Source organism: Leptospiraceae bacterium (assembly GCA_024233835.1).
In the GTDB taxonomy this organism is placed as follows: domain Bacteria; phylum Spirochaetota; class Leptospiria; order Leptospirales; family Leptospiraceae; genus JACKPC01.
In genome coordinates, this window is the sequence record JACKPC010000007.1 from 325,851 (window position 1) to 351,395 (window position 25,545).

Sequence of the window (25,545 nt, forward strand, 5' to 3'; positions counted from 1 at the left end):
TCTTTTTAATGAGTTCTGAAAAAGTTTATTGTGCAAACTGCCTACACTGTATTGTCGTACGACACTTTGAAGCCGAACAGGATAAGTACATTCTTCGTGTAAAATGCTCCAAAAAAAAATGGTCTAAACGCTCAGGCGAAGAGAAGTTATATAAATATTTTACGGTAGCCAGAAGAATGCAAGCAGATTGCGAATACTACGAAGAAATGGGAGATATACTTCCTTACATCAAGAATCTGAAAAAAGAGCTTCCAATTAAAGACGAAATTTACGTAGTAAAAACCCCTACTAATTAAAGATATTTTTAATACAGGAATTTCCCTTGTTTAGCCTGGGTAACATAAAAAATCCCGGCTTTTTAAGCAAAAAAAGTCGGGCCTTTTCCCTGCCACCTCTATCCGGAAAATTATTAATTTCTTCGATATATCAGGATAGACGTTTAACCATTCGGGGAGAATACCCAAGACGGGTAGAAATAGGTGACATTCTAATGGGTGATGATAAATGTCAAAAATCTTCACCCGCAAATGGGATAGCTCATTATCATCCCGAAAGCGATTCCGTTTCAATTTTACAGGATGGCTCTTTTTTAGCACGGGAAAATCCGAGTTCTAAAGTCTATGAACTCAAAGAAATGCAAGCCCAACTTTATAATTCCGGTTTAATTTCCTTTGAATTTCCGACAGTTCCTATCCAGGACATTTTTTCCATATTAAAAGAAAAGAAAGAATTTCGGATTATTTTATCTCCCTTTTCTGGTGAGAACTTTATTGATTTTAGAAAACTTATCCTGGAAGAATACGGTCAGTATCTTTCTCTTTTTAAAGAAAACCTATTACTAATTGCACCACAGGCTCGTTTTGAGGATTATATTTCCGGAAAAGAACTTCGTTTTCAATATCCGGCTTCTTCTCCCAGATATTTTCTTTACCGCTATACGGACTCTACTCTTTTAGATGAAAAAACGGTTCTGGAAAATACTCTTTTTTTGGGAGCCGAAACTCTCTACCATGTTCTTCGCTCGCTCTATTTAAATATTCCTTTTGTGGAAAGACATGTAAGTTTTTTTATACAGGAATCTTCCGGTCAGATTCAGTCCATCAATCAAAAGTGCAGTTTAAAGAATGGTTGGAATTTAAAAGAATTTTTACATCAGTTTAAAGAGAATTTTTCTTATTTTACCCTGAATTCTTTCTACCATCCTACTGAAATTTTTAAAGTAGGAGAAGAGTTTCGTTTTGATATATACTCACACAATTCATTTATTATCTGTCAGGATATTCAAGAAAAGAACTTCGAAAAAGTCTGTATAGATTGTGATGATTGCACCCTTCTCTGTCCGGTTCATGCAAATCCGAGAGGTATTTTTGACAAACAAGCCAGCTCCTTTCAGCATACTACCTGTATTGAATGTGGAATTTGTAGTTTTATCTGTCCGGCTCATATTGATTTCTCAGAGAGGATTTCAAAGATAAAAAAGGAAAAACCCGGTGTCGGCTAACAGCTATATTCTTACAAATAAGGGATTCAAACTTCTTTCAAGAGAATTCTATGTTGATATCTTTTCGACCTTAATCTTAGGTATCTGCCTGGCGTTTTTTTCCTTCATCAAACCTTCTTTTATTTTCTCAACCTTGCTTGCTTTTTCCCTCTTTATACCTATCTTAATTTATTACAGGTTCAGGGTAGGTTATATTTACAATCTGGGTTTTATATACCAAATATTCCTTTATCTTTTAATTACTCCGCAGGTCTTTCAAGAATGGTATTTAATTCTATTAACTGCCCTGGTTCTCTTTCCTTTTTATGCATTTGAAAGTGTATTTCGACAAATCCCCTTTCCGCTGGGAATTTTTTTAGCCGGGATAAATTCCGGACTGGGTTTTATTTTTCACCATTTTGAATACCTGCAGATTCCAATTCTGACAGAAATAGAAATGTTTCCTGAAATTTTTCCTTCCGCTCTTATGCCGGGTTTATTTTTTACGAGGTTTTCTCCCGGTAATTACTTCCCGGCCTTTTCCATTTTCAGTGCAATGGAAAGTTTCGGCACTTTTTCCCTTGTGCTCATTCCTTTATTTTTCTTAAAACAGGGAAAATCACTCAGAGAATTAAGCCTCTGCATTTTATTTTTTCTTCTTCTAACCCTGGCCTATAGGTACGACTTCCTACTGGAATACCCCTCCTTAATTTCTGCTACCGTTATCTGGTATCTGGCATATTCCTCACCGGGAAGAAATTCCAATCGAGGGTTTATTCCTTCTTTAACTGCTCTATTTATTTCAGCTATCCTTCTACTATTCTTTGCAGCTTCTAATCAAGTGAATCGCTTACCTCCCATGGCCATTATCTTTGTCTTCTTTCTGTTAGATGGAATTATCAGATATTTAAATCATAAAAACTATCTTAAGGTTTTACATTTTTCAGGATAAGGATAAAACATGAAGACACTTTTAGAACTCATACAGGAGAAAGATGTAATCTACGACCTGAAAGCAGAGGATCCACATGGACTCATTCGAAAACTCGTAGAACATTGCCGTAAAAATGGAACTTTAAATGCAGAGCAAAGCCAGGAAATAACTACGGCTTTAATTAATCGAGAGAATACCATGTCAACCGGAATCGGGGGAGGAATCGCGATACCCCACTGCTCTGCTCAATCTATACAATCTGAAATTACCCTACTTGCCATTTCAAAAGAAGGTATTGAATTTAATGCCATAGATAAAGCTCCTGTACATATTTTTGTGATGCTGGTAGTTCCGAGAGATCGTTTTCAGGATCATATAAAAACCCTTGCTCTTATTGCCAAAACTTTGAATCAGAAAGAAGAGCGGGACAGGCTTATAGAAGCTCAAAACTTTCAGGACATTCAATCTATTCTAAACTTCGGAGTCCGTTGAAAAAAGAAGTTTTTCATTTCCTATTCTTCCTATTCACCCTGAGTCTGGTTTCCTTTTCGCTGGCCAGTTTTCGAATAAAAGATAGAGCTTATCTCCATGCTGATAGCGGGGTTTCAAAAGAGTATCTGAAAGAAATGGAAAACGAGAAACCATCCTTTTTAACATCTTATTCCCAATTTGTTCTGGGAATTTTCCGGTTTCAGTTGGGAAACTCACAGTCCGGTGAAAATATCCTGAATCACATAGGCACAAGGCTTGTTCCTACTTTGCAACTTGCCCTTTTCTCGGTCTTAATTGGGAGTTTTACCGGAATACTTGCCGGGATTACTTCTCTATATTTCCGCTCAGAACTTTTCCATAGTTTACTTTTAAGTCTCGCCGGCTTCATTCTTTCGACTCCTATTTTTGTTGTAGCCATCCTCCTCTTACTTCTTTTTTTCCTGTATTGGGAACTACTTCCTCCGGGAGGTTATGTAGCAGGTGACCTCAGCTACCTGATTCTTCCCGGTCTTGCCCTGGGTTCGAGAATTTTTGCCAGACTTTTCTTTTTTACCTATGCCGAGGGAAAGAAAGAAGAAGATACCTACTATATCCTTTTTTTAAAGTCCAGGGGCTTCAGCCGTTTCACTATTCTTTATAAACATCTCTTATTAAAAATTTTCCCAGTTCTTCTCATCTTCATTTTTTTAGATTTTAGTTCTCTTCTTTCCGGAGCCATCATTGTAGAAGAAATTTTCCTGTTTCCTGGAATAGGAAAGTCTTTGTATTATTCCATTCAAAGTATGGATGAAGCTTTATTAAGAGCCCTGCTGTTTTATTGCGGTCTGATCTTTTATTCCTTTACCCGTTTATCTCGTTTTATACAGGAAAGAATAATAAAGGTGAATGCCTGATGAATAAGCTAAATCTAATACTCAGGTTGGCTTTTTTTTTATCGGTTTTCATCGGTCTGGTTCTTTATTATCCACCCACAGAAGTGGAGCTTGAAACTGCTCTAAAAGCTCCGTTTCAGGATCCATATCATATTTTAGGAAAAGACAGGCTGGGTAGAGATATATATGCTCTTTATTCCTATGGAATCTTGAGTACCTTTGTTACAGCCATTCCGGCAAGACTACTTACTCTGAGCTTAGCTGCTCTAAGCTCCCTTTTATCATTTTCCCTGGGAAAATATTTTGAAACCGTTCTACAAATGTTTTCCTCTGTGCTAATCTCCCTGCCCTCTCTCTTGATCGCCCTTGTCGTAGTAAACGCATTGAACACAGGTTTTTTTGCTATGCTTTTGGCCATTATTCTTTCGGATTGGGCCATGACTTATGAATCCGTGCAAAGTAAAATCAGGGAAATTTTAGGAAGCGGACAGGCAATTGCTTCGAGAGCTATGGGAGCCGGAAAAATTCATATTTTTAAAAATCATATTTTACCCGAAACCCGTTCCATTTTTTATGTTTTGTTTATTACTGGAATTCCTTCGGTTATCATGACAATCGCCATCTTTAGCTTTCTCGGGATCGATTTTACAGCAGATGTCTTCGGGCCGGGTCTCGGAGAACAGATTTCTTTTTCTAAAGATTATTTTGACAAATCTCCTTTATCTCTCATTATGCCTACTATCGGAATTTTTCTTCTGGTTTATTCCTTCCGGAAGAGGTAAAAGATGTCTTCAAAGAAACCCGTTTTTCCTATATTGACCCGCTGTATGGCTTTTTTTCTCTGCCTGTCTTTTTTTACTCCGCCCCTTCTGGCTATTGATGAAATTTTTAATTTTGAAGAGCAGGTTCTACCCGAAGTAATTGAATTTGAAACAGAGCGAAAACTCTGTTTTTTTCCCTATAAAAATGTGAATGGAACTGAAGATATTTCTTATCTCTCAGAAGGCATTCCCTCGGTACTATATTCCGGTTTTAATAAAACCCGTTATGTTTTTGATAAAGATGTAATGCCTCTTACGATTTTTCATTCACATGGAAAACAATACAAACTTGATAGGGAAAAGTTTGAATCTTTTCATAACCGGGAATTTATTGAGGCTCTCAACTTTGGAAGAAAAAAATTAACTCCGGAGAAAGATCCCCGATTTATTCAACTGAAGCCTGTCCTTATATCCTCCTCCAATCCCCTGGTACCCGGAATGCAACTATCCCTTGGAAAAAAACATGAGTGTTTCTACCTTGTCGGAGGGGAATACTACCAGACAGAAGCCAATAAAATACAAATCCAGACCTTTGTATTTGAAAGGCGCTACAACCGACAGAAAAATTTTACTACGGAACTCAGCTTAAAACGCTTGTTTCAAGAAATTGAACCCCATAACAATGACATTCGAAAGTATCTGATCAACCGAGAGGAGGCCGGTTTCAGCATCCAGACCGGAAAAGAAAAGAATGCCCTGGTATATATCGACGGAGTATATATGGGAAAAACCCCGGCTGAGGATATCCGGGTAACCGAAGGTATTCATAGTCTTGAAATCCAGAAAGAAGGCTTTGAAAAAATCAAAAAGGTTTACTCATTCGAGAAGAAAAAAAAATACAACCTCGTCTTAGAATTGAAACCCTTGAAAAAGGAAGGCTTTATTAGCGTAAAAAGTGAACCGGAAGGTGCGGATGTTTATCTCGGTTCAATATACCTCGGAAAAACACCTTTAAAGGAAGTGCAAGTTCCCCTCGGTTTAAATCGCCTGCGTATTGAAAAAGAAGGATTTGTTACCCATTTTGAAGGTATCAATATTTCGAAGGGAAAGACAAATCAAATCGCAACACAACTTTCTCCGGGTGAAAGTAAAGCCTTTTACCAGAATCAGTTCCATATATTTTTAGACCATGATTACTACGATTTTACGCTGTATTCCCTTTCCGCAGCTTTGATGTTTTACGGGGGTTATATGTACGGTCAGTATCGGGTCAGTAGCGGTAGAGACCAACTCAGAACCGAAGTCAGGTTGAATATGCTAAATCTCTATTCCGGCATTGCAAATTTTTCCAACTTAAGTCAGTCTTCACAGTCCGAATATACCACCAACTTTATGTATGAGCAGATGAAAATTATTAAGAATGAATCCAAAATTAAAAACTGGGAGAACCTGCGTGACAGGAGTGCTATTCTTGGAGGAGGAATGATTATCGGTGCCTTCACCTTTCTCTGGCTCGGACACAACCATGAAGGCTTTGAGTTCGGTCAGTACATAGAAGAGTATCCGGGGGGAAAGCTTAATGCCAGAAGCACCCTCGGATTTCGCCTTCGTTTTTAGGAAGGAATATACCTCGCTTCAATCCGTTTTTTATCCATCCGACTCAGTTCCAATTCCTGTGCCAGATCATCTAAAAACTCCCTTTCTCCGTTGGCCAGAGCTCCATCTGCATACACAATGCAAACAGCATCTTCATAAAAATTGGTAGCCATAACAGGATTCCCTTCCGCAAAACTTTTTATGCTTTTTATAGGAAGTGGCGAATCAAAAGTTTGTAATAGTTCCTGTAAAATATCATCCTTAATTTCAATATAGCTTTCAAAAATACTTCCCCTCTGAAAGAAAGCTGCTATCATTTTTCCGACTATATTCGCTTCCTGGTTATGAAAAACTCCGTCCGCTAAGCAGGCATGAGACCAGAGGCTAATCAGAATCCTGGCATAGTTCATTTTTAGCCTGAAGTAATCTTCTTCTTCAAATTGTCTTTCATCTTCCTGATTGACATAGTATTCGTAGCCCGGTAGAACTCTATTCAAAAGTATCGCTCTATTTGGCATGGCAATCACCTCTTATGGATAGCTTAGCATATTAAGCTTTTTATGACTATCAAAATATAATTTTATTAGAATGAAAATTATCAATCGACTGTAACTTTATTCCAAAAGTTTGAATAGGCTTTTACTGTCTACAGAAAAATGGGTATAACCATATTCTTTCAATATTTCTGTACATAAAATTTTCAGACTGATCGCATCACAGGAACAATAACGAATCAGCTTCTCTCTGGAAGAGCGGTCTTTTCTTGTTATCCAATTATGCCAGAGTATAATAGCATCCAATCCATCAACACCTTCCAGATTTGCAGGACGCTTAATGCCAAATATTTTTTCAATCAGTTTCAGACCCCCTCTAATTCCGGCATAATGGCACACCCATCGAAGATCTATATGCGGACATACTAAATATGGTATATGATAGTATTGTAATACAATAGGAATATCAAAGGAAGCCCCGTTAAAGGAAACTAAAAGTTTTACATCTTCTAAGAGCTGTAAAAATTCTTCCATATTCTCTCCACTTACGAAGTTATATATCTTTCCCTTATGGAAGCAGGCAATCGTGGTAATACAGTCTCCCCATGTCTGCCCGTTTGTTTCAATATCAAAAAAACTTAAGTCATCAAAGTATTCTGCAAGTAAAAGAAATCTCTCTTTTGGATGAATATGTTTTACAAAAAATGCAATGTCTTTTTCTTCTTTTGCTTTAAGATACCGCTGTAATTCAAATTGCAAGTTCCCGGCAAGTCTTTGAAGTTTCTTATCTTCTTTATTGTATTGTAAAAAATGTTTCCAATCCTGAATTCCTTCTTCTTCTAATTTCTCACGAACTTTAGTTCCTACACCTTTAAAATGCAAAAATGCTTTTTCGATCAATGCTTTTTTTCTCTCTTCCTTTGCAGTATGCCGGAAGCTCTTTCCATTCTCTTCTGCATTTTTTCTCTTTCGATATCCTGAATCTGGTTCATGAAAGCAGAACTCTGGGTTCTTTTATTTTCCTTGATTATCGGAATAATAATCTCTCCTTTTGTAAGAAAACTTAATAAACTTTTCGTGCAGGCCCTCGAAGCATCCGACTCTAAAAGTAATTCTTCCAGTTCTGTATGACTTTCAACACCCGGAGGTTGCGGTGTAACACAGGAAGGACAGCCATATTCACACTCACAAGCATTGATAAGCTCTTCACAAAATAAAAATGCAGCATAAGACTTTTCATATATTTTTTCAGCATATCCAACTCCCCCTTCGTGAGAGTCATACAAATATAAGGCACTTTTCCAGGAAGACTTTCCTTCCTCAGACAAAGAAACATCCGTCTGGATATCCTGTATATCTCCCATACAAAGAGAAGGTGCTACTCTTTTTAAAATATAACTAAGTCCGTAAATCGCAGCCGCTTCGTAACGTTTATCAACCTTTTCCATCGCTTCTGACCATTCTTTACCGGGATGAAGACTAAAACCCGTTGTATCATACATAAACGGACTAAGACTTATCGGGCCGTATCCTATATTCTCACGGGTTTTTTCTTTGATCTTCTTATATAGCTTGGGCTGTTTATTTACCTGAATCTCTCCAAATTGTAAAGTAGAAGAATAAGCTTTTTTCTCTTCGTAAACTTCCTTTATCTGCACCATACCTTCCCAAACAGCTTCTGTGTAATAGTCAAAGTCTACCCTTTCTACCCGACAAAACTTCTTTTCCAGATCTAATTCCAGGGACATAAACTTTTTACCGAGGTGCTGGTATATGGCATCTTTATAAAGTGTCCCCCTTGCGCCTATCGGATCCAACTCTCCAATAACCACATCATTATGTATAATTTGAATGTTATAATCCGTCATTCCTCTAAGATTTACACCCTTTGAAGGATAATCATACAAAGAATAACGATAGACACCATGATACGGAGAAAGAGTTGAATTATTTAAAAGTGTATCCAGAGCCATTCGGTATATATCCGGATCTTTAAATACAGGTTCTTGGTCTTCTAAAGGTTTTTCGTATGCAGCACAGGGAAGATGTTGAAGAAATATGTATGGATTTTCAGGGTTCAACCAGGCTTCTTCTACTGGTGCTTTCAGAATAAATGCAGGATGATTTACAATATACTGGTCTACCGGCATTTCCCTTGCTATATAAACAATTACTGAACGTTTACCGCTCCTTCCCACTCTACCGGCCTGCTGCCAGAAACTCGCTACAGAACCGGGATGTCCGTTCAATAAACATACATCGAGATCGCCTATATTTATACCTAACTCCAGAGCATTCGTACTGATAATCGCGTTTAACTTCCCTTCAAACAAATCTTTTTCCAAGTTTCGTCTTTCATTCGGTAATAAACCTCCGCGATAAGGTTTAACCTTTTCGGCCAATCTCGGATTTACATCAAGTACGGCTCTATACAACCTTTCCACTTCCTGCCTTCCCCGGCAAAAGCATATCAGTCGAAGCCCCTCTCGAACCGCTTCGCGGATCAGGGGAACAGAGATAGAATGTGTTCCTTTTCTATACGTTACACCTGAATTTGCTGTATAAAGAGGTGGGTTTAGAAAATACAGTTCTCTTTTAGGTCTCGGAGAGCCGTCCACATCGATTAATTTAAAACTTCTACCGAACAAAGAAAACGCATGGGAAGATGGATTGGCCACGGTTGCAGAAGAACAAATAAAGATAGGCCTGGAACCATGCAGCTCACAGATACGCAAAAGTCTTCGAAACACATTCGCGACATGGGAACCAAATACGCCCCGGTATATATGCACTTCATCCACAATAATAAACCTAAGCCTCGAAAGAAAAGATTTCCACTGTCTATTATGATTTGGCAATATACCGGAATGAAGCATATCAGGATTCGAAATCATAAAATCCGCTGACTTTCTAATTTTTTCTCGCTCACCCCTCGGTGTATCTCCATCATAAGTCCCGATTTTTTGTTCTCTAAAAACCGACCCTATAAGACTTCCGAGGGTTCCTTCCTGATCACGAGAAAGTGCCTTGGTAGGATATAGCATTAAAACAGAAAAACCTTTTTTTTCCTTCAAGTATTCGTTTAAAACAGGCAATAAAAAGGAAAGGGTTTTTCCACTGGCAGTTCGAGAAACCATAAGACAATCACTTCCTTCCCTGATTGCAAGAAAAGCCTCTAATTGATGGGAATACAAAGAATGAATCCCCTTTGCCTGCAAAATAGAAATCAGGCGAGGATCAAGCTCCTGCGGAAAATCTGCAAAACTCCCCTCTTCCGGTTCGGTGGTATAAAAATGCTTGATACTTCCCCTGAACTTATTCTTTAAGAAGTCTGTAAATAGAGAGAGTCCTGCCATAGTCCCCAGAGTTTTACTAAACGAAAGTAGGTCAATAGAATTTTTGTGATATTTAGCAGTCTTATTTTTTTCTCAATTCATGTAACTTTTTTATACTTTTTATAGTATAATGAAACAAGCTATAAGCCCTCCAATTGAAAATTCCAAATCAAAACACTCCAATATGAAATAATTAAAACCAGACAGATAAAATTATGATTTTTATCATAACATAAAGGAGTATCGTATGCAGGAAGATAAAGCCCTTAAAAAGAAGCTATCTTCTATTAAAGATTTGGATTCCTGGGTAGAATTTATTCTTAGTTCATCCATTCTGCCCCAGAAGAAAAGCTCTTTAACAAAGATCTGGCTTAACAAGAACGGTTTTATGAAGGAAGATTTAGATCTTGCCAGAAAAAATAATCTTACCTGGAAAAAAATGGTCAGTGAGCGTACAAAAAAAAGAAGGCTATCACTCGAAACAAAAGACAATTTTCTGAATCGGAATAAGAAGTGGACAAATAAAGAAGTTCAAAAACTGAAAAAGAATATAGATAAACCGGAACGAGAATTACTCAAAATGTTTAATCGCTCCCTGCAATCCATAAATGCCAAAAAAAGAAGTATCAGGATGGAAGAATTTGGCATCTCACTTGAAAAGAATGGAGCAAAATGGACAAGAAAAGAATTGGACAAACTCAAAAAAAACTATAATAAGTCCAATTTGGAACTGGCTAAAAGTCTAAAAAGAACGCCCAAATCCATACAGAGACAAAAAGAGCGTTTGAAAAGTACGGGATTGTTTAAATAATGATTTAGCCGCTGATAATAAGGCGGCTACTTTATACTTTGTATTTCCACAACCATTCGCGAGATTTTCTTACGGAAAAATAATTCAGATTTTTATCATTTGTATAGGCTTCTTGTTCTGCACGAATACGATAGTAAGCTTTTTCAAAACGAGAACTATACCCTCTATAATCGTTCCGATATTTCCATAAGCCTTTAAGCCAATCATAGAGATAAATAATATAAAAGAAAAATACCAGAGTTTCTGTAGCCTGGGCAATGTGGATGCTCTCATGATTGCGGGTTACAGGTCCAATTTTTCCACGGCAAAAAACAAAAGGCCAGAGCGTGATTGCATGAATTTGAAATACAGGTTTTCTCCGCATCATTCTATACCAGGAAAGTGGACTCATATAAGTTAGAACCAGGGGTAAACTACTATTCTCTATGATTTTGGCCTGCATTGTTAAACGTCTTTTTTGAATTTCTAAAAGAGATTCCAATATATATACAGGTATATAAGTTTCAAGTCAAAAAATGATCATATTTAAAACTCTCAAATGTTTAATGATTTAATCATTATATAAGATTTTTAGAATTTTCAAAAACTCCAGCGTACGAAGGTATAAAACATAGACTGGTAATTGGCAAACTCTGCTTCTTCACTTTTTGTTTGAGAGAAAAATGTTTGCAGGCCACTATTCCAAATTCCCTTATCGCTTAAATTATACGATACGATAAACCCTAAAAAACCACTTTTATGATGAGGGTCTAAGATTATAAAACTATCCATAGACCATAATTGGGAAATTGTATAACCCAGAGAAACTTCCGGTAATACCTTATTTTTTGTGATGATCCTACCGGAAGTTCTGAAAAAACTTGCTTCATCCTGCGAAGCTGGAAGATAAGACATGGAGACAAGACTTTCATATTCCATATTTTTCCTGAGTGCTTTATCTGAATTTGAATTCCCCGAATTCATAAAGATCTCAAAATTAAACCTGTATTTTCCATAAAATGCATAACTATATCCTAATACTCCCTGATGTATTGTTGCCGGTGGTATGGGATTTTCATAGCGATTATAGAAGGGATTCTTTTCCGGATCGGATTCTCGCCGACCGAGATAGGCCATGCGAAAAGAAGCATCCCACTTTGTCAGTACCAGGTCATAGCCCCAGACATAAGAGTGATAATGAATTCCTCCCAATACAGAATAGTCTATATTATCCCTGCTTACTTTGTAACGAAGCAATATATTTGTATCTTTCAAGGAAAGACTATTTGTTTTATTCTCAGAGTTCCTCCGGATGGGTGTTATGAGTATTTCCATTAAATCAAGAGCGTTCAAACTTTTTAAGAAATAAAGAGTATCGGTGCCCTGTAAATCTTCCAGATCCAGAAGAAATGGATTAATAGGTGTAAGCAGATTGATAGGATTTAATAATCTTCCCTGTCCCCAACTTATAACCTGTCTTCCTAATTTTAAGGTATAATCTCTTCCGTAATAAGCATAAGATAAACGATGTGTGTCCGTCCGTAGCTTTGTACTATTTATCTGATCATAGCTTTTTTCAAGAGGAAGTAAGCGGTTTCTTACCCGCATATTCCAATAGCTATCATACAGCGGAAAATCCTTATTCGAACTTATAATGGTATCAAGGTTTTGTAATACTTCCCACTGCATTTTTTCCGTCCTATATTGAAATCCATAGCGAAGACGGCTGTAAGAGGAAGTAAGAGATTTCTGATTCTCCGCTTCTTTTTCTGTAGTTAAGAATAATTCCCGGAAGAAACCTTTCATTTCAATTGGATTTGGTTTTTCTTCTGTTACAAGATCTTCTTCATCAAGAATAATTTCCTCTTCGAGTTGGACGGGTTCGGCCAAAAGAAGAAATGGAAAGGCAAATAAGAATAGCTTAATTAAGTACTTTACCATCTTCTAATATTATTAATCGCTTTGCTCTTTTCATTACCCTTTCATCGTGTGTACTGAACAGGAAAGTTCTCTTCTTCTTTTCGCACATTTCTTGCATAATATCCAGAAGTAATTCCGCATTTTTCCCATCGAGATTTGCAGTTGGTTCGTCTGCCAGAACAACAGCCGGATCGGAGACCAGAGCACGACATACAGCTACACGTTGTTGCTGTCCACCGGAAATCTGGCGAGGAAATCTGTTTTCAAGTTCAGAGAGTCCCATTTCATGAAGAAGTTTTTGCGAAATTTCCTTCCTTTCTTTTGGCTTTTTCCCTTGAAGCATAAGAACGTATTCAACATTCTCCAGAACGGTCAAAACCGGTATCAGGTTATAAGCCTGAAAAACAAATCCTACTTTATTCAGACGAAATTCGCTCAACTGCTTATTTTTCATTGTGCTAAGATCTTCTGAATCTACCTCAACTTTTCCTTCTGTCAGGGAATCAAGTCCCCCGATAATATTTAACAAAGTTGTTTTTCCTGATCCGGATGGACCCACGAGTGCGGCAAATTCGGCTTCCTGTATGCTAAAACTAACACCCCGTAAAGCTTCTACTACATTTTCACCCTGCTTGAACTGCTTCTTTACATTCTCTATCTTTATAATATCCATTTCATTTACCTGTTATAAATTGCTTTTACCGGAACTACCCGTATGGCTTTAATCGCAGGATAAACTCCAGAAATTATCCCGATTACTATAGCCAGAAGCAAGCTTCCTAATATATCATTTACGCTTAATGTGGGATATATGGTGCTGGAAAACTTACCCATCATTTCGAAACCTTTTGCAAAATTAGAAAGATCTAATCCTTTGTAAGAATAATATACTGAAACAAGACCTCCTCCTAATATGCCCAGTATAGAACCACCGATACTTAATAGACTGGATTCAAATAAAACCATCCAAAAAATAAGGGAAGGCGAGGAACCTATGGCCCGTAAAATTCCTATTTCTTTTATCCTCTCAAACACAGACATGGATATGGATTCAAAAAGAACTAAAGCAAAGCCTGACATGATAATTATATTGGCAATCCAGCCAAATTGTACAGATACATCCATAAGCCATACCAGAGAGGGTTCGAGGTCTTTATAACTCAAGACCTCAAGAGCTGAATTTTTTCCGATAAGTTCCAAAAGCTTTCCTTTCATAGCCTGTGCTTTATCTATGGATTCTGTCAAACCCACATAGTAACTTAAATAATCGTCCCTACCTGCATATAAGTTGGAAAGATCTTTTCTTGGTAAGAGGACTGTAAATTTGTCTACAGGCTCGGAAGGCGATTGAAAAACTCCCTGTATCCGACAGAGTACCGGTTTATAATCACCTTCTTTGTCTGAAAAGGAAAGAACCAGGGTTTCATTTAATTTTACATCATACTTCAAGCTATTTACCTTGCCTATAAGGCAGGGAATAGTCCCACTTTGCCTATCCTTTTCCGTTTGAGTTTCGAAAAAGTTTCCTTCTATTAACCATTTAGAAAAGTAGCTCACATTTATTTCACTTTTTTCTTCTATGCCCATTAAGACAACCCCGGTTGAACGGGCTCCTACTTTGAGTAAGCCCTCCCTTTCAAATCGAGCTGAAAAAAAGAGAGTTTGGATTCTTTTAAATTCTTCTTCGAGCTCTGTTTGTCTTGTAAAATACATACCGAGTTTTCTTTCTTTTTGATAACCATCAGGACGTATTTGGATATGCCCGAGTCCCGACTGAATTCCAACCAGGATCATTGAATTATAGTAGCCGTTTATAGAAGCAAGAGTAAATAAAACACCAATCATTCCCACAGCCGCCGTAGACATTACCAGGTAGGAACGCTTTTTCTGCCTGAGTATATTTCGTAAACCCAGCCTGAAAAGAAGAAGTAGCTTATCCTTCAAATTCATATTTCCTCCTCAGGAATTGATTATCTCTACAGGATTTAAACGGTAGAGCCTGCGGGTAGCCAATACTGTAAATATAAGGGAAGGGATTAAAAGGCTCAGGACTCCAATCCACATCTCTTTTGGATCTGCTATAGCTTTCAGTACGGGTAAGAAACCGAGATCTGCATAGGCATCTGCTGTATTTCCTGTAAGGACTATTGGGTGCTTATCCAGATAGTTTGCATAAAAGATGGCTATGAGATTTCCTAAAAAAATAGCCGGACTTAATATAAGTAATACCTCATATACTATCATCTTTTGAATATCAAAAGGCTTTGTTCCTATGGCTAATAAACTGCCAAACTCCCGTATTCTTTCCTGTATAGACATCTGTACTGTATTCAATACACCAAAAGCTAAAATCAGAATCAAGAAAGCAATACTCATCTCACCCTGAATTTGGTCTAACAAAACAAATTGTAAAATCCCCGGATTCAAATCTTCCCAGTTTAAAGCCACCGGTTCAAAATTTTCCGATTCTTCCCGTAGTTCTCCCTTTTCTAAAGCAGGCAGGGGATATTGTTTTTTAAGGTTTTGGAATATTAGCTCAGCCTCACGGTGATTTCTAATTCCGAGAGCAAGAGAAGTGTATCGAGTAATATTTTCCTCCGAGTTATCCGGAGCAAAGAGTTTTTTCGCACTTTTAAGATTTATAAAAACTCTCGAAGTATCCAACTCTGTATCGCTGGCCTGGAAAATTCCTACCAGCTTTATCTTGATACCGGACATGGAACCATCAAATTGAGAACCGATAAGATAGGCGGAATCTCCTACCTGCATACCGAGGTTACGGGCAAGTTTATGGCCAATATTTGCCTCATGTTCACTTTCTGTATTCTTATAATATTCTCCTTTTCTTATTTTTTCATGCACGGTGGTAACGAATCTTTCCTTTTCCGGATTGGCTCCTAATACCGAAACGTATTTGGAATTCTCTTTAAAGTTAATTAAGGCATAGCTAAAAATTCGAGGAGATACTACCTGCACTCCTTTTATACTTGAAATTCTATCTATAAGTTTTTCGTCTGTATCCAGGGCCCTTTGTAGAGTCAAACTTTCCAACCAGCCGTTTGCAGCTATCTGTACATAACCGGAATGTAGACCAACCACATTCCATATCATAAGTTCATGACTCCCATAAGAAAAAAAACGCAGAAAAGAAATTAAGAAACTACCAATTAGAATTAAAAAGAAAGTCAAAAGAGTTCGGTGTTTATAACCGAGAACATAGCGGATGGCTGTTTTGAACATAACTATTTCCTTAAATTTGCTTTAGAAAATACAGAAGAATCAATATTCTGATTAAACTTCATATCCTTCAAAATCATAATGGTTCTTGACTTCTCTTTTCCGTTCGCCTTTAAACTTTCCATCTGCATGAGAGAAGGAATTAATCTGCCATTCATCTTTTTATAAGAAGAAAATTTTTGAATCCTTACCAGATTTTCCCTGTGATCGTAAAACTCCTGTCGAAGCGGCATTAAATCACTTTTGCGGATTTTATAGAGAATCTTCTTCCAGGTTACAGGAGCTCCCGGCCTGGGAAGGAGCAAAATTTCGTATATATCCTTATCTTCTTTTTGAATCGATTGAAAATAGTCCTCCGTGATAGAAGAAGAACGAACCAAATCATCATTACTAAAATCGGATCCCATCCAGGAATCCTGCATTAAGGAACCCTCAACTTTTATTTCTTTTCCTATAGAGGGTAAATATTGCCAGAGTTCGTTTTTCCATTTTAAAAAAGTGATTCCCCTGTCTTTATCCGGTTTTAAGATGCGGATGAATGTTTTTTTCTCTTTACGATTTTCCCAGGATTCTAACTCCATTGTACGCTTAAAACGGGGCTTTTTGATGATAATCTTTATTCGTCCGGAAGAAGATTTCTCACCCCAGAGAGTAGACTCTAATTTTTTAATGATACCCGTAGCTTTATCTTCAGAAAGAATAGGAGAAGTTAAAAACAGTAGAGATAAAAAAATGAATGTAAACATAAGACCTCCTTACCCTAAGTTAACATACAAAAGGAAGAGGTCAAATGTTTTTCTTAAAAAAAAGAGCAGATAAAAGTTCACTATTCTTATGCTAATTTTTCGTATACGAGTATACAATGTGTAACCAGCGGGTACCGCTTGGACCAAAGCGTACTTTATAAATACCGCCGGAAGCTGCGTTTTCATAGAATCCTTTTCCTGTCCAGGGATGATGGTAAGTGTCCAGCATTTTAAATCCATCTGTAGGATGTTTAATAGCAAGAAAGGTGTGGCTTGCCGTGTTCACATCCGGGCCATCGCGTAAGAAGAATATCTGCTTTTCAGATGAATTAGCATAATCTAATAATGCAGCGTCTGTATTATAACCTTCTTCATACCTATACTTGTCCCAGGAATTATAATAGATTTCATTTAAAAAGCCCTTCACCAGTTCGGTTCCTTTTAAAACCCAGTTAAAAGTCTGCCCCCCTGAGTCGGTGATAATATAGCCCTTATCAACTCCGTAGATATAAAATTCTGCAAAGCCAGGAGGAAGGTTTAATATTCTTTCAGGATATATCTTAGAATAGGCTTTTAAATACAGGTATCTTACAATAGAAGTGCAGAGCTCTGAAGCGGCAAGAGCTGCATTTTGTTCTACAAATTTTTGTCGTTTATTTAAATCCTGAATCAGGGAAGGATGTGTCTGTACGAGTTCAATGGCTCTCAGTACCTCAGATGTAAGCCCTTCTCCGGCTTTCTGTCCATATTCTAGGTTTGCATTAGCATATAATTTCTGTATGTCCTCAAGACGAAAAGCTCTATAATTATAAAAACCTGAAACTTCAGATGATAGACTATAGCCGGGCTTGTAAGCTACTGCTCGAAGATGAAGAGTTTTATCAAATACAATGGGGGAAATATAGAGCAGACTTTCGCCGGGTTTAGGTTCAGTTCCATCCAAAGTATAGTATATCTGAGATCCGCTTTCTATATCAATGAACTGTATTTCTCCGGGTACATCATAGTCGCCGGCCGGGGGAAAAAGCACAGGTTGCGAGAGTGTACCTTCTATCACATAGTTTCTAATGACTGTAGAAGAACAATTTTGTGTATTCTTATAACAAGCCATTGCCCTGAGGGTAAGACTATTTGAGATTTCTATAGCCTCCCTATATAGATACTCCGCTTGAATCCGGGGAAGATTAGAGTTTGTAGTATAATATACGTCGACATCGTCTTCCACTACATTTATTAAAATTACTTGCTTTCCTGTATAAGTACCCTCAGACAAGCTAAGTTTAGGCTCATCCGGAACTTTTAAAATAAATCTGAAATCTTTGACTTTTGAAATCTCATCTTCAGTAAAAGCAATGGCCCGTATATAATAGTTTTGATTTAAGTATATTTCATTGCTGTTGTTTTCATACTGACTATTCGGATCAATTAAAATACCCTGTTCTCTCGTGGGTTCCGTTCCATCTAGAGTATAACGTACAGAAGCAGAGCTTACAGGCGGGCTAATAAAAAGTAGTTTAGACTCCTTATATTCTCCTTCTTTTAGACTGAATACAGGTTGTGGTAATTCTTTCACGAAAGAATACAATTCTTCTTTTATCGAGGAAATACTTCCGGGATTATTTTCAAAATACGCCACAGCCGAAACAAGAGTATTCGATTCTACAAATATAGACTCTCCCTTATAAATGATTCCATTTTCCATATCCGGCTTTACAGATCCAAAGCTGTAGCGAATTATCGCTCCTTCTGTTGGAGACTCAAATCTAAGATTCTGAGCTTTTAGAAAAGTTCCGCCCGGAGGGTACATTACAGGACTAAGAACTTTATTGCGAACCGAATACGTTTTCTGTAAAGTTTCGGTTCTATGCCCATTTATATTTAGGTAGGCTTTTAAAACATAGATTATAGAGTTAGATGGCTTTAATTTTATAGCTTGTGAATATTCAATAAAATCTTCCGCATCTTCTTTATATACCGAATATACTTTTTGTAGTTTATAGAAAATTTTTCCATTCTCTGTACCATCAGAATTAATTCGGAGGCTAAGTTCTTGCTCTCCATAATAAGTTCCCCCCTCCAGGGAAAAAGAAAGCGGACTTTCAGGTATCAAAGCCTTTATAGCAGTCGGGTTTTGTAAAACAACAAAAGGTTTGTTTTCAGTTTTATGACAGCTTAAGGAGATAAGCAAAATAAAAAATAGTATTTTTCGAACTTGAAACATTTTCATATCCTTTTTTATAAGATGGGAAAACGTTTCTTCTATCAAGAGAAGAGTTCAAGAAATTTTTCTATTCTTTCTATTTTGCTATATTCTTTTTTTTAAATATTTAGGCAAAAAATCCACTTTACTTTTTCAGTTCCTCTGTTTCTTAGAATATACTTCGAGTAAACTCATAATTCCGCTATCAGCACCAACTTCAGTAGCTAACTGAAGAGCATTCTTTCCTGAGGCGTCTCGTGTTTTAACTCTCGCTCCTGCGTGTAATAGAAGTTTCACCAGATCCCTTTTCTTATTATGAACAGCCCACATGAGTGGTGTCCATCTATTACTAATTCCCCAATTATCCCGACTTTGAATATTCGCATCCGCTTTATTGTCTATTAAAAGCCTTGCTATTTCAAAGTTAGAATGTTTCACAGCAATCAATAATGGAGTATTTCGATAAATATCTTCCACCTGTATTTCAGATCCTTTTAATACTAAATACTTAGCTATATCTTCTTTATTCGATTCAAGAGCATAGAACAATGCAGTTCTACCCTGTTCATCCTCTTCTCGAATGCTGGCTCCATAATCTAATAAAAGGCGAACAAATGAAAGTGAATTTTCGCTGGCAAACATTAAAGGGGTTTGTTTATGTTTGTTTTCAGGAGAAGGATACCTTTGAAAACTTGAAAAACGTTTTAGAAGCAATTTTAAGATTACCGGGTCATGTCCGCTTGCAGCAATATGCAAGGCCGTATTTCCTTCAGCATCTTCTTCAAAAGGTAAAACTCCGGAATTTAACAAATGCTGCACTGTTTTTACATTTCCACTGATACTGGCAAAATGTAGGGGAGTATATCCGGAATATTTTGAGTGGTTTCCAGGCACCTGTCGATTAACACTACTCCCCTTTTCTATAAGAAGCGCAACTGTCTTTTCATGTCCATTGAGACAGGCATAATGCAGGGCAGACATACCCGTAAAAGGATTCAAACGTTCCCTCGAAGCTCCCTTAGAAAGTAAAAGCTGTAAAATTTCTTCTTTTCCTAATTTAGCTGCCAACATTAAAGGAGTGAATCCTTCCGAGTCTCTTCTGTCAGGATTAGCTTCTTTTTCCAACAGTCTTTTAACCAAATTTTTACTTCCTCGTTTTACAGCTACATGTAAAGGGGAGCCATACAGACTCAGGTAATTTATATCCACACCTTTTTCTATAAGTAAATCAATAACCTCATCTCCTGAATACAGGATAGCGGCCTGTAAAGGAGTCATCCCTGCTCGATTGGAACGAAAATAAAATGCTCCTCTTTTAATTAATTCTATAGCAGAAGCATCTGCTTTATTCAAAAGAGCATACAATAATGCCGTATTTTCTCTATCGGAATAATTCCTTTCTTCTTTTTCTGCTCCCGCATCTAACAAAAATTTTACAATCTTTCCATTATCAGAAACAGAAGCCGCTCTCATAAGTATTGTCATAGAAGATGGATCTCTTTCATTTAGTATATCTGTTGAAAAATGCTTTACAAACCCTTCAAAGTTTGCTGCACGGGCATAAAGAAACATCCACATTTTTTTATCGACTTCTTCTTTTTCATACTCTTGATGAAAGCTCAGGATCTTTTGCAGAAACGCTTTTGGAATATCTTTTTGTTGGTATATAAGAGAAAATAGGTTATCTCCTTCTTTGTTTGTAATATAAGGAGATGCACCCTTCTCTAATAAGTAAAAACAGCTATCATATTCGCCCTGCAATAAGGCAAGTTGCAAAGGAGTATATCCATATTTATCCTGTATATCTAAATTGGAATAGCCTGAGCTCAACAAACGTAACATTTCTTCTCCCCTTAAAGATGCATAATGCAAAGGGAGCCTTCCTTCTAAATCCGGCATCTCTAAAAGTTTGGGTTCTCTACGGATTAAGGTTTCCACAAGTTCTTTATTTCCATTCTCCAAAGATAGGTGCAATAGGGTCTTGCCATCTTCATTAGTCTCTGTATAAGTTTCCAAAAACGAAGAACTTAAAAAAGACTGATAAACAGAATCACCCAATTTGTGTTCAAGAACGTATAGAAATAAGCGGTTCATTAAAGGTTTTAAATAGGGTGAAAGATTTTCATCTTTCAATAATGCTTCAATCGAGGTAGCAGAAGCGTTTTCAAAGAAAACTTTCAGAAAAGAATTCTCTTTAATCTGAATATTATTTCTAACTAAAATAGAAATAGCTTTTTCATCTCCTTCCTCCGCTGCCAGAAATAAGGGTGATTTGTTCCTCAGATTTGTTTTATTTTGTAAATCCTTATCTTCAGCTAAATACTCCATTACCAAGTATTTCTTCTTTAAAATTGCGCAACCGAGTAGTGTTTCATTTCCACAAAATACAGTCGAGTTCTTCCAGTCTAGTATATGGACTTTAATAAAAGACATATCTTCCTTCTCTATCGCTTCTTCCATTCTCTCTTTATCTATATGCTTTTGAATAAGTTTTGCAATATCTTCATATTCCTTATTCTTCATGAGAGAAGAACAACTTTTGGAATGGGAATTATGACTATCATAGTCTATACCTAAATTCAGATAAAGAGAAACAAGTTGAGTATGTTTGTGTTGACAGGCAATATATAAGGCATTTTCTCCTTTTGCATTCGAATAATGAAGAGAGGCTCCCTTATCAAGTAACTTTTGAACCAGTTTGATATCTCCAAGCCTTGAAGCCAAAAGCAACATTTCACTTCCCTCTTTGTCGGAAAATAAAGAATCCGAAAGCTCATGTTGAAGAATAAAGTTTATTATATTTGTGCTTCCCTCTGCAATGGCTATTTTCAAAAGTGAATCTTTTCCATTTTCTCGGTAAGATAGCATATCTTCAGAAATTAAACTTTTTTGAAAACAGGGAAGATTGTTAGCCTTGATACAGGAATATAAAGCTTTATAGGGATTGTTGGCTCCATAACGATTCAAAAGACGAATCATTTCCTTATTCCCGGATTCTACTGCATACAACATAGCTGACTTACCTTCTCCATCTAAAAGAGATAACTTAGCCTGATTATCCAGAAGCAATTTAGCTATTTCTATTTGTTCAAACTCAACAGCTCGAATTAGAGCAGTCTTTCCCTGTTTGTTTTGTCGATTTACATCTGCCTTTTTTTGTATCAAAAGTTCTAAAAGTTTAAAATGCCCCCCAATTGCTGCTGACATTAACGGAGTATCTCCATATTTATCCTGATTATCTATTTCCGCTCCGGCATCCAGAAGAAGTCTGCTTATGTTCAAATTACCATTCCAGGCGGCAAGGTGAAGTGGAGAAGTTCCCGCTTCTCCGGATTCCGGTTTTAGTCCATTTTCCAAAAGAAATTCGACGATCTTTTCTTTTCGAGCATGTACGGCCCAATGAAGACCACTCCAACCGTTAACATCGGTTTTCTTTAATAAACCTTTCTTTTTTGAAAAGAGTTTCAGACAGCTAATATTAGAATTAAAAATGCAATTTTTCATGGAGCGAAATGAATCAGCACTGAGACCCTGTAAAAAACCCAAAAGCAAAAATATGAAGAAATTTTTCTTAAAAAGCATAGCAGAAGTTTATAAAAACAATCTAATAATTTTCACGCAAAAAACTTTTATTAAATATAATTTTTCTTGTTTCCCTGAATACCTCTTTTAAAAAGATACCTACAGGAAAAGATAATGGATTGGAAAGTAAAAGATACACAACTTACTCTAAAACAACTCGGGTTCTACGGTGCAGAAGTAAACGGTCAAATGAATGAAGCGACAAAAAAAGCCATAGCCAGTTTTCGCAAATCCATTAAACTTTCGGAAAATGGTAGCTTTGATGCAACCTGTCAGAAAGCAGCTTTAGAGCAACTTCAGAAAAAAAATATGAAACCTCTGGGCGACTTCAGCAATCTCGATTGGTACAAAGAAAAAGACGAGGATGTAGAACTCCCCGACTTTTTGAAATAATTATTCAATACGAATAGAAGTTTCACGAAGAAACTCTTCCGCTTTTTTTCCATTAATAAGAATTCTTCTTTCTTGTAAGAAGTTTGCTGTAGATTTCTTCATTTTTTTGATACCTGTTTCGGCAATATTTAACTTTTTTAAATTCTTCAGACCGGTAAGTCCATCTAACTCAGTAAGTGAAGGATTTTCATCCAGAGAAAGGCTCTCCAGAGAATCAAGCTTTTCCAAGCCAGAGATGGACTCGATACCGCAATTATTCAAGCTCAATTCTTTTACAGAAATAAGTCCCTCCCAGTCATGGCTTTTTGCCTCTAAGGGATTGGCCCATAAATCGAGCTTGCGAAGTTTTTTAAGTTTAGAAAGATTTTCCACTCTCTTTATCTTATTATTCCAGAGATCAAGCTCTTCTAATTCTGTCAGAGAATCGAGATTTTCTAATTTCTGAATGAAATTACCTTTCAATTTTAAAACCTTTAAGTTTTTAAGATTATCCAGGTTTTCTATCTTTTCTATATAGTTTTCTTCCAAATTTAAAACTTCTAAATTGGTAAATTCAAGAATTTCTTTCGGTATTTTCTTGAGATCATACTGGGAAAGATTCAGGGTTTTTACATTGGAATCAAAGGTTTCACCTTCTATCTGTACGGCTTTTCCGGCTTTAAATTTAGCCGGAAAAGAACAGTAAGTAAAAAAAAGAAGAAATAGTATATATCGCATTATTCTATCCTGATATATTCCGAATACGATTCATTACGTGCGTCATCGATAGAATAGAATCCAAGAAAAAATTCAGCTTTATCTACCGGTAGTGCTTTGGAGGAAATTTGAAGTTCATCTTCTATAACAAATTCTTTTCCATCCTTGGTTCCTTTATAATTCTTTTTTGAATCATAAAACCTCCACTGTGGGATAATTTTATCTCCTTTTTCCAACTTTTTCAGAAAGCGACTTACCTTTCCTGTTTTCGGATCGGGCGGATTCCTGGCTCCTAAAATCTCATATTTTTTAGTAGAGCTATCATATAAAACCATGATATCCATCTTGTTTCCGTTCACACGAACAGGGATAGCGTAGTTTTTTATTTCCGCTCCTTCCTCATTCTTTACCTTATTCAGTAAAAACATAGGAGCATAGTTACCATTTAAAGTCAGCCACTGGCCTTCAAAACGATAACTGGCCGTATTTCCACTCAGTGCTACATTGTCATCGAGTCCGAGAAAAAACTTGATATGAGGATTTTTTGCTCCCCCGGCAACAGCCAGTATGGAATAAACTTCCGCCACATCTCCACTTTCACGGGGATCAAACTCTATAGAATAAATCTTTTCTTTTCCGTTACCGGATTTACTTCCTTCTGCTTTAGGAGTAGTTGCAAATCGAACGGGATATTTGTCAGCAACCAGTTTATTTGAATAGTCCTTAATAAAAGCTTTGTAAGGCTCGGAAAAAGGAAGATTCTGATACATCCAGGAATTATGGATAAACCTATCGCGACTCCTGGATGGAAAGTATATGGAAATCCCATTCGCTCTCGGTCTTCCCCTACCCCTGATTTTATAACTCACCGCTTTTCCTACTGCCTCGATCAGTTTTTTAGACTCATCGGGGTACTTATCTTTTAGATTATAAGCCATATCTACCAGATCCACCATATCGGAAGAAACAAAAGGAGCATTTCCATAATCCTCAGCCCTGGCTCTGGCCTTGGTAATAAGTTTCATGGAAGATTTATTTTTTATATCCGATCCGGCTTTTTTTACAAAAACATCGAGAGCAGATATTACATCCTCTAACTGTTTTAATTGTATAACCGAAAGTGTAATCGAAGAAAAAGTAAAATGAACCAGTGCGTGGGCTTCGTATCCCACTGCAATTTCACGACCTAATTTACGACCGCTAATATTTGGATTTTCTGCAATAGGTTTGAGTACGGTTCTATAATCCCAACCATGTCCGGGTTCAAGTTCTTCGGAGGCTACTAAAAAGTCGGCATAAGGAGAAAGGGCATAGGCTGCTTCCAAATTTGCCATCAGACAGGCATCGAAACCTACAAACTCCATAGTCCTTCCGGTTTTCTTTTTTATAATATCAAGAGCATCGCGGATATGATAAAGCTTTAAAGATTGCTCTCCGTTATTTTCATCAAATCCATAACCATCAATAGAACCGGCTCCATGATTCCAGAGGATTAAACCATACTTATCTGCCGGATATTTTTCCATAGAATAAAGGATAAATTTATAGAGAGTATCGGTTTGGGCCATATTATTCCCTTCACCATCGTCTAACTTCTTTTTCCCTCCATTTGTGATATACCAGCGTTGGATTTTTGTAGGATCAATTTCCGGATCTTTCCACTGCTTGGCCCCACCTGTAGCCACGATCACATTCATATTTGGAGTAGAACCAATGGCCTGCATTTCTTTTATATCACGGGTGGCAGCTCCTCCGTGAGCAGGATCACTTTCCAGATCGCTTCCAACCATATAGACCATGAGGGTATATTTCTCTTTTACATTTTCTGCCGGTCGAAAACTCCTGAAACAGTTATAAAAGGTAAATAATACTAAAATAGAAATTAATGCTTTTCTGAAAAACATAAACTCTCCCTTTCTCTTACTTTATGGGTAATCGTAAGATCCAGCTCAGGGAAATCAATCAGTTTTATGTAGAAAAGGCTTGAGAATTGAGGAAGAATGCACAGAAAATAAAA

At 37.0% G+C, this 25,545-nt stretch carries 22 protein-coding genes; 9 read left to right on the forward strand and 13 right to left on the reverse strand.

Going from position 1 to position 25,545, the window contains the following annotated elements; all coding sequences use genetic code 11:
- The first annotated feature begins 8 nt into the window (after positions 1-8).
- Genes H7A25_25560 through H7A25_25590 form a run of 7 tightly spaced genes read left to right on the forward strand, consistent with a single transcriptional unit; the run spans position 9 to position 6,156 of the window.
- Positions 9-296 carry a hypothetical protein gene (locus H7A25_25560; protein ID MCP5503291.1) on the forward strand — a complete coding sequence of 96 codons (288 nt, stop codon included), beginning with the start codon at positions 9-11 and terminating at the stop codon, positions 294-296.
- A 26-nt stretch (positions 297-322) separates the two neighbouring features.
- On the forward strand, positions 323-1,501 hold the full coding sequence (locus H7A25_25565; GenBank protein MCP5503292.1) for a hypothetical protein: 1,179 nt from the start codon (positions 323-325) through the stop codon (positions 1,499-1,501).
- Entirely contained in the window at positions 1,491-2,432 is a 942-nt protein-coding gene (locus tag H7A25_25570; protein ID MCP5503293.1) for a hypothetical protein, read from the forward strand. The genes H7A25_25565 and H7A25_25570 overlap by 11 nt, the downstream gene beginning before the upstream one ends.
- A gap of 9 nt (positions 2,433-2,441) precedes the next feature.
- Complete coding sequence (locus H7A25_25575) at positions 2,442-2,906, forward strand: PTS sugar transporter subunit IIA (protein ID MCP5503294.1); 465 nt, start codon at positions 2,442-2,444, stop codon at positions 2,904-2,906.
- Entirely contained in the window at positions 2,903-3,799 is an 897-nt protein-coding gene (locus H7A25_25580) for an ABC transporter permease (GenBank protein MCP5503295.1), read from the forward strand. The genes H7A25_25575 and H7A25_25580 overlap by 4 nt, the downstream gene beginning before the upstream one ends.
- Entirely contained in the window at positions 3,799-4,560 is a 762-nt protein-coding gene (locus H7A25_25585) for an ABC transporter permease subunit (protein MCP5503296.1), read from the forward strand. Before H7A25_25580 ends, H7A25_25585 begins: the two co-directional genes overlap by 1 nt.
- A 45-nt stretch (positions 4,561-4,605) precedes the next feature.
- Positions 4,606-6,156, forward strand: coding sequence for a PEGA domain-containing protein (locus H7A25_25590; GenBank protein MCP5503297.1), 1,551 nt, complete (start codon positions 4,606-4,608; stop codon positions 6,154-6,156).
- Here H7A25_25590 and H7A25_25595 read toward each other — a convergent pair.
- The 3 genes from H7A25_25595 to H7A25_25605 all read right to left on the reverse strand — a co-directional run bounded on the left by H7A25_25595 (position 6,153) and on the right by H7A25_25605 (position 9,985).
- A complete protein-coding gene (locus H7A25_25595) occupies positions 6,153-6,659 on the reverse strand; it encodes a TerB family tellurite resistance protein (protein MCP5503298.1) in 507 nt (168 codons plus the stop codon). The genes H7A25_25590 and H7A25_25595 overlap by 4 nt on opposite strands.
- A gap of 90 nt (positions 6,660-6,749) precedes the next feature.
- Positions 6,750-7,529 carry a ribonuclease H-like domain-containing protein gene (locus tag H7A25_25600; GenBank protein ID MCP5503299.1) on the reverse strand — a complete coding sequence of 260 codons (780 nt, stop codon included), beginning with the start codon at positions 7,527-7,529 and terminating at the stop codon, positions 6,750-6,752.
- On the reverse strand, positions 7,526-9,985 hold the full coding sequence (locus tag H7A25_25605; GenBank protein MCP5503300.1) for a DEAD/DEAH box helicase: 2,460 nt from the start codon (positions 9,983-9,985) through the stop codon (positions 7,526-7,528). Before H7A25_25605 ends, H7A25_25600 begins: the two co-directional genes overlap by 4 nt.
- A 226-nt stretch (positions 9,986-10,211) precedes the next feature.
- Here H7A25_25605 and H7A25_25610 point away from each other — a divergent pair, with 226 nt between their 5' ends.
- On the forward strand, positions 10,212-10,775 hold the full coding sequence (locus H7A25_25610; protein ID MCP5503301.1) for a hypothetical protein: 564 nt from the start codon (positions 10,212-10,214) through the stop codon (positions 10,773-10,775).
- A gap of 31 nt (positions 10,776-10,806) precedes the next feature.
- On the opposite strand, the gene H7A25_25615 is transcribed toward H7A25_25610, so the two are convergent.
- The 8 genes from H7A25_25615 to H7A25_25650 form a co-directional block, all read right to left on the reverse strand.
- Positions 10,807-11,139, reverse strand: a complete 333-nt coding sequence (locus H7A25_25615) for a hypothetical protein (GenBank protein ID MCP5503302.1) — start codon at positions 11,137-11,139, stop codon at positions 10,807-10,809.
- 215 nt (positions 11,140-11,354) lie between these two features.
- Positions 11,355-12,695, reverse strand: a complete 1,341-nt coding sequence (locus tag H7A25_25620) for a hypothetical protein (GenBank protein MCP5503303.1) — start codon at positions 12,693-12,695, stop codon at positions 11,355-11,357.
- Positions 12,676-13,347, reverse strand: a complete 672-nt coding sequence (locus tag H7A25_25625) for an ABC transporter ATP-binding protein (GenBank protein MCP5503304.1) — start codon at positions 13,345-13,347, stop codon at positions 12,676-12,678. Before H7A25_25625 ends, H7A25_25620 begins: the two co-directional genes overlap by 20 nt.
- Before the next feature lie 5 nt (positions 13,348-13,352).
- Positions 13,353-14,624, reverse strand: coding sequence for an FtsX-like permease family protein (locus H7A25_25630; protein MCP5503305.1), 1,272 nt, complete (start codon positions 14,622-14,624; stop codon positions 13,353-13,355).
- 9 nt (positions 14,625-14,633) lie between these two features.
- A complete protein-coding gene (locus H7A25_25635; protein ID MCP5503306.1) occupies positions 14,634-15,914 on the reverse strand; it encodes an ABC transporter permease in 1,281 nt (426 codons plus the stop codon).
- 2 nt (positions 15,915-15,916) lie between these two features.
- Entirely contained in the window at positions 15,917-16,657 is a 741-nt protein-coding gene (locus H7A25_25640) for an outer membrane lipoprotein-sorting protein (protein MCP5503307.1), read from the reverse strand.
- Positions 16,658-16,748: 91 nt separating this feature from the next.
- The gene (locus tag H7A25_25645) at positions 16,749-18,884 is read right to left on the reverse strand and encodes a chitobiase/beta-hexosaminidase C-terminal domain-containing protein (GenBank protein ID MCP5503308.1); all 2,136 of its coding nucleotides are present in this window, start codon (positions 18,882-18,884) and stop codon (positions 16,749-16,751) included.
- Between the two features lie 126 nt (positions 18,885-19,010).
- Positions 19,011-22,403 (reverse strand): ankyrin repeat domain-containing protein, encoded by a 3,393-nt coding sequence (locus H7A25_25650; GenBank protein ID MCP5503309.1) that lies wholly within the window; start codon positions 22,401-22,403, stop codon positions 19,011-19,013.
- Positions 22,404-22,553: 150 nt separating this feature from the next.
- Between H7A25_25650 and H7A25_25655 the strand changes: the two genes are divergently transcribed.
- Positions 22,554-22,832 (forward strand): hypothetical protein, encoded by a 279-nt coding sequence (locus H7A25_25655; GenBank protein MCP5503310.1) that lies wholly within the window; start codon positions 22,554-22,556, stop codon positions 22,830-22,832.
- On the opposite strand, the gene H7A25_25660 is transcribed toward H7A25_25655, so the two are convergent.
- Both H7A25_25660 and H7A25_25665 read right to left on the reverse strand, forming a co-directional pair.
- Positions 22,833-23,549, reverse strand: coding sequence for a leucine-rich repeat domain-containing protein (locus H7A25_25660; protein MCP5503311.1), 717 nt, complete (start codon positions 23,547-23,549; stop codon positions 22,833-22,835).
- Complete coding sequence (locus H7A25_25665) at positions 23,549-25,432, reverse strand: hypothetical protein (GenBank protein MCP5503312.1); 1,884 nt, start codon at positions 25,430-25,432, stop codon at positions 23,549-23,551. The genes H7A25_25660 and H7A25_25665 overlap by 1 nt, the downstream gene beginning before the upstream one ends.
- Positions 25,433-25,545: the final 113 nt, after the last annotated feature.

What these genes read in the sequence shown, in the direction of transcription:
- H7A25_25560 (MCP5503291.1), top strand. Translation starts at nt 9, where the DNA reads ATGAGTTCTGAAAAAGTTTATTGTGCAAACTGCCTACACTGTATTGTC.
- H7A25_25575 (MCP5503294.1), top strand. Translation starts at nt 2,442, where the DNA reads ATGAAGACACTTTTAGAACTCATACAGGAGAAAGATGTAATCTACGAC.
- H7A25_25585 (MCP5503296.1), top strand. Translation starts at nt 3,799, where the DNA reads ATGAATAAGCTAAATCTAATACTCAGGTTGGCTTTTTTTTTATCGGTT.
- H7A25_25590 (MCP5503297.1), top strand. Translation starts at nt 4,606, where the DNA reads ATGGCTTTTTTTCTCTGCCTGTCTTTTTTTACTCCGCCCCTTCTGGCT.
- H7A25_25605 (MCP5503300.1), bottom strand. Translation starts at nt 9,985, where the DNA reads ATGGCAGGACTCTCTCTATTTACAGACTTCTTAAAGAATAAGTTCAGG.
- H7A25_25610 (MCP5503301.1), top strand. Translation starts at nt 10,212, where the DNA reads ATGCAGGAAGATAAAGCCCTTAAAAAGAAGCTATCTTCTATTAAAGAT.
- H7A25_25615 (MCP5503302.1), bottom strand. Translation starts at nt 11,139, where the DNA reads ATGCGGAGAAAACCTGTATTTCAAATTCATGCAATCACGCTCTGGCCT.
- H7A25_25620 (MCP5503303.1), bottom strand. Translation starts at nt 12,695, where the DNA reads ATGGTAAAGTACTTAATTAAGCTATTCTTATTTGCCTTTCCATTTCTT.
- H7A25_25625 (MCP5503304.1), bottom strand. Translation starts at nt 13,347, where the DNA reads ATGGATATTATAAAGATAGAGAATGTAAAGAAGCAGTTCAAGCAGGGT.
- H7A25_25630 (MCP5503305.1), bottom strand. Translation starts at nt 14,624, where the DNA reads ATGAATTTGAAGGATAAGCTACTTCTTCTTTTCAGGCTGGGTTTACGA.
- H7A25_25635 (MCP5503306.1), bottom strand. Translation starts at nt 15,914, where the DNA reads ATGTTCAAAACAGCCATCCGCTATGTTCTCGGTTATAAACACCGAACT.
- H7A25_25640 (MCP5503307.1), bottom strand. Translation starts at nt 16,657, where the DNA reads ATGTTTACATTCATTTTTTTATCTCTACTGTTTTTAACTTCTCCTATT.
- H7A25_25645 (MCP5503308.1), bottom strand. Translation starts at nt 18,884, where the DNA reads ATGAAAATGTTTCAAGTTCGAAAAATACTATTTTTTATTTTGCTTATC.
- H7A25_25655 (MCP5503310.1), top strand. Translation starts at nt 22,554, where the DNA reads ATGGATTGGAAAGTAAAAGATACACAACTTACTCTAAAACAACTCGGG.
- H7A25_25660 (MCP5503311.1), bottom strand. Translation starts at nt 23,549, where the DNA reads ATGCGATATATACTATTTCTTCTTTTTTTTACTTACTGTTCTTTTCCG.
- H7A25_25665 (MCP5503312.1), bottom strand. Translation starts at nt 25,432, where the DNA reads ATGTTTTTCAGAAAAGCATTAATTTCTATTTTAGTATTATTTACCTTT.